The organism is Streptomyces sp. HPF1205, from assembly GCF_020400825.1.
In the GTDB taxonomy this organism is placed as follows: Bacteria; Actinomycetota; Actinomycetes; order Streptomycetales; family Streptomycetaceae; genus Actinacidiphila.
Map to the genome: position 1 here is coordinate 1 of NZ_JAINVH010000072.1, position 9,231 is coordinate 9,231.

Here is a 9,231-nt window from a genome sequence, read left to right on the forward strand (position 1 = left end):
TGCTTTCGATGCCGCGGACGTCTGTGACATGCGGTTGTGGACCGTGCCTTCTCTGTGAGCGATGCGTTATCCGGTACAGCGGTGAGGTGCCGCTGACGGTGGTGACAGAGGGGGGCGTGGTGGCGAGTACGCAGCGGGTTGTCACGGAGGAAGCGGTGACGTGGACGGTCGTCGGCGAGGACTTCCGAGTTGCTGAGCCGGTCGAGCAGTACGTGGAGTACCTGAGATCGAGGGACTGCTCGCCCAACACCCTCAAGAGCTATGCGCGGGGCCTCGCCCTGTGGTGGACATTCCTGGAGCGGCGGGCGCAGGCGTGGAACACGATTGGAGTGACTGAACTCGGAACCTTCGTCGGGCAGTTGCGTCGAGGAAGCGTGGCTGAGGACGTAGTGCCGCTTCATGTGGGCACAAAGGCGGCCGACGCGACCGTGGCGAGCCGAGCCCGCGCGGTCATGGGCTTCTACCGCTACCACGCCGCGCGCGGCGTCGAAGTCGCGGACCGCCTGTACGAGACGGTGAAGGCCAGGCCGGGCAGTTACCTGCCGTTCTTGGAGCACGTGGCGCGCAGGACGGGACGCCGTTCCGGCGTGGTCAAGATCCGTGTACGGACGAAACTGATGTTCCCCCTCTGACCTGGACAGCTTGATACTGGGACGGATGGGTCCCGGAGGAAGCAGTCCAGGGTAGTGAGCAAGCAGAGCAACATGAGCAAGCGGTACACGGCCGAGTTCAAGCGGGATGCGGTGGCGTTGGCGCTCGCGTCGGACAAGACCGTGACCGAGGTGGCCCGGGACCTCGGGGTGAGCCCGGAGGGGCTGCGGGGCTGGGTCAAGCAGGCCAAGGCTGACCGGGGCGAGGGCCCGGCCGGGGCGCTGACCAGCTCGGAGCGCGAGGAGCTGGCCCGACTGCGGCGACAGACCCGCGAGCAGCAGCAGACGATCGAGATCTTGAAAAGGGCGGCGGCCTTATTCGCGAACGAAATGAAGTAGGCACCGCCGCCGTGTGCTCCTTCATCGACGCGGAGAAGGCCTGCGCCGACAATCCCGGCGGCTACAGCGTGGGGCTGTTGTGTCGCACCCTGCAGTTGCCGCGCTCCACCTACTACGCGCACGTGCGCTCGGTGCCCGCCCGCCGTGTCCGGCTCAGCGCCGAGCAGGTGCTGGTGTGGGAGATCCGGGTGCTGCACGCCGGCTCGCGCGGCGCCTACGGGGCCCCGCGCAGCCACGCCGCCCTGGTGGGGGCCGGGCGGGCGGTCAACCGCAAGCGGGTGGAGCGGCTGATGCGCGAGCACCGGATCGCCGGGATCACCCGGCGCCGTCGCCGTGGGCTGACCCGGCAGGCGAAGCGGGCGGTGTCCGCCGCGGACCTGATAGGCCGGGACTTCACCGCGCCGCGACCGGGGATGCGGCTGGTCGGTGACATGACCGAACTCGTCACCGGCGAAGGGAAGTTGTATCCGGCGACCTGCATCGACCTGGCCACGCGCGAGGTAGTCGGCTGGGCCATGGCGGACCACCACCGCGCCGAGCTGCCGGTGGCGGCACTGCGGATGGCGGCCGGACGCGGGCAACTGGAGGAGGGCTGCATCATGCACACCGATCGCGGCGGCGAATACACCAGCGCCGCATTCCGGGAATGCGATACAGGAGTTGCGGATGAGGCAGTCGATGGGAAGAGTCGGCTCCTGTTACGATAACGCCGTGGCGGAGAGTTGGTTCGCCCTGCTCAATGCCGAGGTCGGCACGAGCGTGTGGGCCACCCGGGCCGAGGCCCGAGCCGACGTCATTCGCTTCATCGAAGTCGAGTACAACCGCACCAGGCTCCGCAAGCACCCCGAGTTCGGGTATCTCACCCCGCTCGAAACCCGGGCCAGACTGCGGCACGACTTCACCCCCGCAGCGTAGAAACCCGCTGTCCAAGATCAGGGGGGAACTTCAGAGCACCGGCCTGGCGGGCGTGCGACTGCGACGCCGACACCGCACCACGATCCCGGACCCGGCCGCGGCCAAAGCCCCCGACCTGATCCGCCGCGACTTCACCGCCGACAAGCCGAACCAAAAGTACGTCGGTGACATCACCTATCTTCCGCTGGAGGGCGGGAAGTTCCTCTACCTGGCCACCGTCATCGACCTCGCCTCACGCCGACTGGCCGGCTGGGCGATCGCCGACCACATGCGCACCGAACTGGTCCTCGACGCCCTGGCCGCGGCCGAACGCACTCGCGGCAGCCTCACCGGCGCGGTTCTGCACACCGACCACGGGGCCCAGTACGTATCCATTCGGTACACGGAGCGTCTGGCCGAAGTCGGTGCTTCAGCGTCGGTCGGATCCGTCGCTGACAGCTACGACAACGCGACGGCCGAGGCCTTCAACGCCACGTTCAAGGCCGAGTTGATCGAGCATCAGGGGCCATGGCGGGACTTCGACGAGGTCGAACGGGCCGTCTTCCCGTGGGTCGCCTGGTACAACAGCGAACGACTCCACTCCGCCCTCGGCTAGGTACCACCGGACGAGTACGAACAGGCCTACTGGGCGCAACTGGAGCAAGCCCCGCAGACCGCTTGATCACACGACCGCGGACTCCACGAAAAGCGGGGCAGCTCACCGCCCACCGCGCCCACCAACTGGGCGGCGATGGGGCCGGCCAGCGAGCCGGGGGCGATGCCGGCGAAGGTGTCGGTGAAAGTGCGGTCGATGGTCACCGCCGGGTTGGCGAACGAGGTGGAGGAGGTGAACCAGTGGGCGGCGCCGATGTAGGAGGCGACGGCGACGGCCGCCAAGTGCAGCCGGTTCGTGCGGGCCAGGCCGAAGATCAGCAGGATCAGCCCGGCGGTTGCCACGACCTCGCCGAGCAGCAGGTGCCCGGCGCCGCGGTCGTGGCCGGAGAACTTCACCAGCTCCTTGCCGAACATCGCGTCCGCGAGGATCGAGCCGCCAATGGCGCCCGCCACCTGCCCGGGTATGTAGACCGCGGCCTCGCGCAAAGTGACGCCGGGGTCGCCGCGGCGGGCGGTCCACCACTCCGCCAGCGTGACCACGGGGTTGAAGTGCGCGCCGGAGACCGGACCGAGCAGGGCGATCAGCACGCCGAGGCCGAAGACCGTGGCGGTGGAGTTCGCCAGCAGCTGCAGGGCCACGTCGTGGGTGAGTTCGGTGGCCTGGATGCCCGAGCCCACCACCACCGTCACGGGGGCGGCGGTGCCGACCAGTTCGGCGGCCGCCCGGCGGGCCAGCGGCACGCGGGGCGGGGTGGCGCCGGGCGCCGGCTGCGGCACGGCGGGCGCAGGGACGGAGGCGGCATCGGCAGCGGCGTCGGTGGCGCTCAAGGAAGTCTCCGGGTGCGGGAACGGCGCTGGCCTCGCAGCCGGCAGAAGGGGTCCAGCGACGGTCAGGGGCAGGCGCGCTTGGTGTTGTTCGCTTCCGTCTGGCGCGCGGTGGCCGCCAGCTCGGTGAACGATCCGACTCGCTCTACTTTGACAGAGAGGGCCGCTGCGCGCCGAGCCTGGCTTCAGCCAGCGTCCACTCCACCAGCTCCGGCACCGTACCAGCCGGACACTGCAGCACCAGATTCCCGGCGCAGTACACCCCGCCCAGTACACCGAGGGGACTGGGCGCGAAGATCCACCACAGCGGCCGGGGTCGGGGCGGGTGCGGGCTTCGCGACCGCCTTGCGTGCGGCCGGACGGCGCGACGTCGACGTGCTCCTGGTGGTGCTCGACAGGCGGGGCGCGGCGGCCGGAGCAGGGGTGACGGGCGTGCTGGTCGCCTGAGTGTTCTCGTGATTCGTCGTGGTTGACGCTTCCGGAGCCTGCTGCGGCGTGTCGGTCGGCGTTGCGGGGAAGCACTGCCGAGACCGTGCAGCGTAGGCGGCGCGCTACGGCGGCCGCGGCTCACGCTGTCCCGCCTCCTAGTTTCCGACCGCCTCACGCCAGGTGCCGAGCGCGGTCGCGATCTGGGTCTGACCCAGCCCTGCGGCCTCCCGCAGGCGCCGGCGTTCGGCTGGCGGCGGCAGGACATCGGACGGGACCTGTTCCAGCAGCGCATCGACAGCGCCGAACAGGTCGTTCTCGGTGGGCAGGTAGCACCTCGACACCAGCCCGACCATAAGCACACGTTCAATCACATCTTCAATTACATGCGAATCAAGCGTCGGCGCGGCGGGTGGCCGGTGGTTCAGCTACTGCCGCGGGTACCGGGCCGGAACCGGGGTGGCGGTCGGCGGAGTCTGTTGCCGTATAGGTCGAGCAGGAGGGGGCCTGGATGGACGCCAACACGGTCACGGCGGTGTGCGCGACGGGGATCGCGGCCCTGTCGCTGGCCGTCTCGGTGAGCGAGGGCCGCGCGGCGCGGAAGCACAGCCGAATATCAGTCCGGCCTGCTCTGGTGATGAGAGCGACCCGTACCCACGAGGGCAGGGCCGGCATCAGGCTCTTCAACGCGGGCCTGGGACCCGCCGTGATCACCGCCAGCAGCCTCGTGCTGGACGGCACGCTGCTCGGCGGGTGGCGGGAGGCCGAGGTCAACTCAGTGCGCGGGTTGTTCCCCTACCGCCCCGGCTCCAGCGTCTTCGAAGACGGGGCGATCGTGCCCACGGGCTACGACGCCTTCCTGCTGTCGGTGACCGCCTACGACCCCACCGTGCACGGCGACTTCTGGCACCTGATCCGCAACCGCCTCACGCTCATACTTGAATACGAATCCCTCTACGGAGGCGAAAAGCTGCGGGCCGTCTTCGGGCCTCACCAGGATGTGACCGGCCCGAGCGTGCAACCCTAACGTGCTCATTCGGGCCTGCCCGCGCCGAGGTCCCGGGCCCCTACCGGCGACTTACCCCCGGCGGCACCGCGGCAACCGACACGCAGCCGTCTACGAGCCCGCGGTCACGCCAGCACCAGGCGTCTGATGGGCCAAGTCGGCCTGAAGAAGACGGACTGGCGAGCGTTGGTGAGCGAGGCTGGCTACTGGGTGTCGCCCTGGGGGCGCGGTCACGGCGTGGCAGCCGAAGCACCCGCACGCTGGCGCACTGGCTCCTGACCAGCCAGCACTTCCAACGGATGGAACTGCGAGCTGCCACTTAGTGGGCGTTTTGTAAGGTTATGTCTGTTTCTGGTTGAGGTGGGATCAAGGGCGCTGGTGGCGGTCGTGTCGGCTATCGCTTCCGGGTGAAGTTGCCGGTGTCGGCCTCGGTGAGGATCCCAGGCTTGACCAGGCGTTTCAGCTTGGCGCGGGTGCCTTCGACGTTCTTGGGCTGCAGTTCGTGGCCGAGGGCTTGGCAGGCGTCCTTGGCCCGTAGCGGCCCGGTCGTGTGGTTGAAGGCGGTGAGGATGCGGGGGTAGTCCGGGTGGTCGGGCAGGTCCGGGGCGACGGTCGGGAGCCGGTCTGCGAGGGCGGTGAGGATCTTGCGGGTGATCGCGAGGTGGTCCAGGTGCGTCTCGGCCTCCCGTAGCCGGGTCTGCAGGTCGTCGATCTGTGCGCGCAGGTCGCCGGCCAGGGCTCGGGCGGCGTCTTCCTGGAGGTCCAGGGCGTCGAGCAGGGGCTGGATGTTCATGCTGCCGCCTCCTGCGCCGTGCGCCAGGTGGGGGTGTTCGCGCCGGTGAGGCGGCGGGTCATGACGTGGGTCATCGCCCAGTAGACGCGGGAGGCGGAGGAGGAGGGGCGGTGCTCGTAGTCGCGGACCAGGCGCCGGTGCAGTATCACGATCCCGTAGGTCTGCTCGACCCTCCACCGCTTCGGCTGTGGCACGACCCCCTTGTCCTGCGCCTTGCGGGCGACGATCTCGACGTCGATCCCCAGGCCCGCGCCGTGCGCAACGACCTGGTCGACCAGGGCTTTGCGGACGCTGTGGCCGGTGTGCTCGGCGACCCGGTTCAGCAGGACGATGCCGGCGGTGTTGTCGTGGGTGTTCGCGGCGAGGGTGGAGGGCGTGCGACTGCGACGCCGGAACCGCACGACGGTTCCGGACGCGGTCGCGGCCAAGGTCCTCACCGAACCCCTCGGCCGACTGTCGTGGGCCGCCGGCTTTGCCCGGAGCCGTCCACGACATCCGCGCGGCCCGCGGGCACGGCATCATCGACGCCCTTGCCCGGGCCGACGTCCCATGCCGGGCCGACAAGGGCTGCCGAGGCGCCAGCGGCACGGTCCCTCGTCCAAGCTGTCCTCACCTGCATCCGGCCAGTCCAGGCCGATGACGGAAGAGGCTCACGCTCTGACGGTATGCGCGGTTCCGGAGCCCTGACAGCTCCGGAACCGCCGGCGGCTGGGCTATTTGCCGGTGTCCCGCACCGGGGCCGCCTTGGCCCACTCCGGCCGTGTGGTGGGGTGACCCTCGACGGTCTCCACCATCGCCTTGGAATTCTCGAGGGTCTCCATGAGCGAGGCCGGACCGCGGAACGGCCGCCCGCCGATGTGCCAGCCGTCGGGGTGCAGTTCCTCGATCAGCACCCAGACGACCTCCCGGAACGCCTCCGAACCCTCGAACTGCACCATCACGTCGGAGAGTGCCTTGGCCATCGCGTGCTTCTCGTCCTCGGAGAAGACACCCTCAACAAGCTTGACATTGACGAAAGGCATGTCAGAACGTCCTTTACTGTTCTCGAGCGTGGCGATCGCCGCGCTCGACGGGATGGCGCAGATTCCGGAGTCCGGGCTCCCGATTCCTGCAGGAGCGCGACACCATGTGACGCCGGCCGAAGGGCCGTGGCCTGCCAACGGTGTCCACGTCCCGCCACCTGGCCGTCAGCGCCGCGGCGGACCCCCAGGTCTTGGGGCGGCGCCGGGCTTCGGCCGGAAGCAGGGAGTCTTGTCCCGTCTCCTCTGGTCTGCGGTCGGCACCGTGGGGGCCCCGACAACCACAACCGTAGGCAGGGCGCCGGGGCCCGACATCAGTCAGATGACCGCCGTGTGGTTCACCGGATCGGGCAGGCCCGTCGTTGGGACGTGCGGACCGGGCATTTGTGCAGGTCAGTGGGGCTTTGGGGGGCGTGAAGGACGTGTGGGGCCATCCCGAAGACAGACCGGCCGCTCTGCTCTGCCCGGGGCTCATTCCGCAGCCGGCCCGCCGCAGGGCACCCGGTGCCTGGCACCTTCCCACGCCATCCCTGGTCATAGACCGGTTCGCCGTGGTCATTCGACAGATGTTGCGGGCGGTGCTGCGCGCCGACGTCGCCGCTCGGCCCGATTGGCGCGGCTGCCCCGCCTGCGGTCTCGTCTCCCCGTCGACAATTCGGCATGCCGGCCGCTCCCGCCGGCGACAGGGTGGCGCTCGGCGTCCAGGACCGCGGCCGCGCCGGTCTGGACCGCGGTGATGGCCAGCCCGGCAGGTGGGTCGACAACGCCGGTCGCGAACACCCCCGGCAGGTTCGTACGCGTCGACGGCCGCTGAAACCACCGTCGCCTACGGCGGGATTTCCGCTGACCGGCGGGAGGAGCTGGGGAAGGCCGGGGCCACCGGCATCGGGAGAGTCGATGTGAAGCCCGGCGGGCCGCCGACCCCGCACTGCCGCACTTCTGGAGGAGGCGACCGCCGGGAACGGGTGTCGTAAGGCTCCTGCGAACGCCCGCGCCGGCTGGTGACGACACCATTTCGCACGTGCTGTCGATCAGTGACGGACCGGCCGGTCAGACACGTGGCGGGACGAGGGCACAGCCAATGCGAGACGGGCGGACTCCGTGATGGGCGCGGGCTTCGACCTGACCGGACTGGTCGGCCGAGACCGCGAGCTCGGCGAGCTCGCGACGTTCCTGGACACCGTTGCCTCGGACGGAGCCGCCCTCCTTCTCACCGGCGACCCGGGTGTGGGCAGGACGGCCCTCCTGGACGCGGCCGCAGAGCTGGCAGTGACCAAGGGCATCCGGGTCATCCGCTAAAGCGGCGATGAGTACGAGACGGACATCAGCTTCGCGGGGCTCCATCAGCTCGTCGCCTCGCTCTCGCACGGGAGTGTCTAATCAACGGCGGATCTGATGATCATGGATGTGATGATGAGCGAGACCGCCGTGGAGCCCACGGTGCAGGGACAGGCGGGCGACGGGCAAATCGGTGGCGCTGGCGCAACGAGTGTCGCTAGCGTCGCGCCGTGAAGCACCAGAATCCGCTCGCCTACTTGGTGGGCCTTGAAGGCACTGCCCTGCTGCGATCGTTCACCGGGGAGCACGATCGCGAGTTCGTCGATGCGCGTATCGGCGAGATCCGGAGGCTGCTTGACGACGAGACGCTGGCGGATGCCGCTGTGGACGTTGCCCCGGTGGGCACCGTCGATGGATACCAGATCTGGTCGAGGACCTATGACGGCCCCAACTCGGCGTTCGACTTCGACGAGCCGGTGGTCGGGGAAATCCTCGATGGAATGCCGACTGGTGTCGCCTTGGACGCCGCCTGCGGCACCGGTCGGATGACGGCCCTGCTGGCCGAGCGCGGTCACCGGACAGTCGGCGTCGACAGCTCGGCGGACATGCTGGCGCGGGCACGTGAGCGGGTACCAGCAGGCGAGTTCCTCCTTGGCGACCTGCGCCGGCTGCCCGTGGCCGATGATGCCATGGACCTGGTGGTCTGTTCTCTTGCCCTGACGCACGTCCCCGACCTGGGGCCGGTGATGGCGGAGTTCGCCAGGGTTTTGCGTCCGGGCGGGCACCTCGTGACCTCGGACATCCACCCGGAATGCGTGGCGCGGGGTTCGATTCCCTCGGTGCGCTTGGCGGACGGGAGGCCGGGGCAGTTGGAGACCTATCGTCATCCGGTCGGGGACTATCTACGTGCCGCGCTGACGGTGGGGCTACAAGTCCTGCGCTGTGAGGAACCCGAGGAGCGAGCCGGGGGACGGACCGGGGCACAGGATCCGCCACGGAAGCTCACGATCGACTTGGGTCCGTGGGAGGACTGGCCATGGTGCCTGATGGACCTGGTACCAGAGGCTGCTGTGGCGGCCAACGCCGGGGTTCCAGTGGAGATCATCTGGCACTTTCAACTGGCCGAGACCTGAACGCCCGTACATGATTTCGTCTGCCACCGGAACATCGCTTTCCGGCGCAGGATCATCGCCACCCGCAGGCAGGGGATCAGGGCGGGTGCTACGGTCCGCTCATCTACTGGTGGGTGATCCTCGCATGACGCCGTGCGGCGGATACGCGTCTTTGCAGTTCAACCGGTAGGGTCCCGCGACATCACGCATCGAACCTCAGTAACGGACGGTTTCCCGTGAGAGGCTGGGCGGCTGTCGGCGGCGGCTGAAAAGT

13 protein-coding genes and 1 pseudogene are annotated in these 9,231 nt (G+C 69.2%); 9 read left to right on the top strand and 5 right to left on the bottom strand.

What is annotated here, in order from left to right:
- The first annotated feature begins 86 nt into the window (after window positions 1–86).
- From K7G61_RS35310 to K7G61_RS35330, 5 genes are read left to right on the top strand one after another with little or no spacing between them, the layout of a single operon-like run.
- Window positions 87–632 carry a site-specific integrase gene (locus tag K7G61_RS35310; RefSeq protein ID WP_225851250.1) on the top strand — a complete coding sequence of 182 codons (546 nt, stop codon included), beginning with the start codon at window positions 87–89 and terminating at the stop codon, window positions 630–632.
- A 54-nt stretch (window positions 633–686) separates the two neighbouring features.
- The gene (locus K7G61_RS35315; RefSeq protein WP_225851251.1) at window positions 687–989 is read left to right on the top strand and encodes a transposase; all 303 of its coding nucleotides are present in this window, start codon (window positions 687–689) and stop codon (window positions 987–989) included.
- On the top strand, window positions 968–1,696 hold the full coding sequence (locus tag K7G61_RS37220; RefSeq protein WP_225851260.1) for an IS3 family transposase: 729 nt from the start codon (window positions 968–970) through the stop codon (window positions 1,694–1,696). Before K7G61_RS35315 ends, K7G61_RS37220 begins: the two co-directional genes overlap by 22 nt.
- A 4-nt stretch (window positions 1,697–1,700) precedes the next feature.
- Entirely contained in the window at window positions 1,701–1,904 is a 204-nt protein-coding gene (locus tag K7G61_RS35325) for a hypothetical protein (protein ID WP_308190806.1), read from the top strand.
- Window positions 1,905–1,956: 52 nt separating this feature from the next.
- Entirely contained in the window at window positions 1,957–2,499 is a 543-nt protein-coding gene (locus tag K7G61_RS35330; RefSeq protein ID WP_308190807.1) for an IS3 family transposase, read from the top strand.
- A 26-nt stretch (window positions 2,500–2,525) separates the two neighbouring features.
- Here K7G61_RS35330 and K7G61_RS35335 read toward each other — a convergent pair whose 3' ends face one another.
- Complete coding sequence (locus K7G61_RS35335; RefSeq protein ID WP_225851253.1) at window positions 2,526–3,326, bottom strand: aquaporin; 801 nt, start codon at window positions 3,324–3,326, stop codon at window positions 2,526–2,528.
- A gap of 581 nt (window positions 3,327–3,907) precedes the next feature.
- Complete coding sequence (locus tag K7G61_RS35340; RefSeq protein ID WP_225851254.1) at window positions 3,908–4,093, bottom strand: hypothetical protein; 186 nt, start codon at window positions 4,091–4,093, stop codon at window positions 3,908–3,910.
- A gap of 167 nt (window positions 4,094–4,260) precedes the next feature.
- Here K7G61_RS35340 and K7G61_RS35345 point away from each other — a divergent pair, with 167 nt between their 5' ends.
- Window positions 4,261–4,776: a hypothetical protein gene (locus K7G61_RS35345; protein WP_225851255.1), complete on the top strand. Its 516-nt coding sequence runs from the start codon at window positions 4,261–4,263 to the stop codon at window positions 4,774–4,776.
- Between the two features lie 373 nt (window positions 4,777–5,149).
- On the opposite strand, the gene K7G61_RS35350 is transcribed toward K7G61_RS35345, so the two are convergent.
- A complete protein-coding gene (locus K7G61_RS35350) occupies window positions 5,150–5,548 on the bottom strand; it encodes a hypothetical protein (protein ID WP_225851256.1) in 399 nt (132 codons plus the stop codon).
- The gene (locus K7G61_RS35355; protein WP_374204348.1) at window positions 5,545–5,976 is read right to left on the bottom strand and encodes a hypothetical protein; all 432 of its coding nucleotides are present in this window, start codon (window positions 5,974–5,976) and stop codon (window positions 5,545–5,547) included. The genes K7G61_RS35350 and K7G61_RS35355 overlap by 4 nt, the downstream gene beginning before the upstream one ends.
- A gap of 10 nt (window positions 5,977–5,986) precedes the next feature.
- Between K7G61_RS35355 and K7G61_RS35360 the strand changes: the two are divergent.
- Window positions 5,987–6,149: pseudogene (locus K7G61_RS35360) on the top strand (IS5/IS1182 family transposase); the annotation flags it as partial.
- Between the two features lie 112 nt (window positions 6,150–6,261).
- Here K7G61_RS35360 and K7G61_RS35365 read toward each other — a convergent pair.
- Complete coding sequence (locus tag K7G61_RS35365) at window positions 6,262–6,570, bottom strand: tautomerase family protein (protein ID WP_225851257.1); 309 nt, start codon at window positions 6,568–6,570, stop codon at window positions 6,262–6,264.
- Window positions 6,571–7,671: 1,101 nt separating this feature from the next.
- Between K7G61_RS35365 and K7G61_RS35375 the strand changes: the two genes are divergently transcribed.
- Both K7G61_RS35375 and K7G61_RS35380 read left to right on the top strand, forming a co-directional pair.
- Window positions 7,672–7,866, top strand: a complete 195-nt coding sequence (locus tag K7G61_RS35375; protein WP_225851258.1) for an AAA family ATPase — start codon at window positions 7,672–7,674, stop codon at window positions 7,864–7,866.
- A 209-nt stretch (window positions 7,867–8,075) separates the two neighbouring features.
- Complete coding sequence (locus tag K7G61_RS35380) at window positions 8,076–8,978, top strand: class I SAM-dependent methyltransferase (protein WP_225851259.1); 903 nt, start codon at window positions 8,076–8,078, stop codon at window positions 8,976–8,978.
- Window positions 8,979–9,231 lie beyond the last annotated feature (253 nt).

Coding starts and splice junctions, on each gene's coding strand:
- K7G61_RS35345 (WP_225851255.1), top strand. CDS start 4,261: ATGGACGCCAACACGGTCACGGCGGTGTGCGCGACGGGGATCGCGGCC.
- K7G61_RS35375 (WP_225851258.1), top strand. CDS start 7,672: ATGGGCGCGGGCTTCGACCTGACCGGACTGGTCGGCCGAGACCGCGAG.
- K7G61_RS35365 (WP_225851257.1), bottom strand. CDS start 6,570: ATGCCTTTCGTCAATGTCAAGCTTGTTGAGGGTGTCTTCTCCGAGGAC.
- K7G61_RS35350 (WP_225851256.1), bottom strand. CDS start 5,548: ATGAACATCCAGCCCCTGCTCGACGCCCTGGACCTCCAGGAAGACGCC.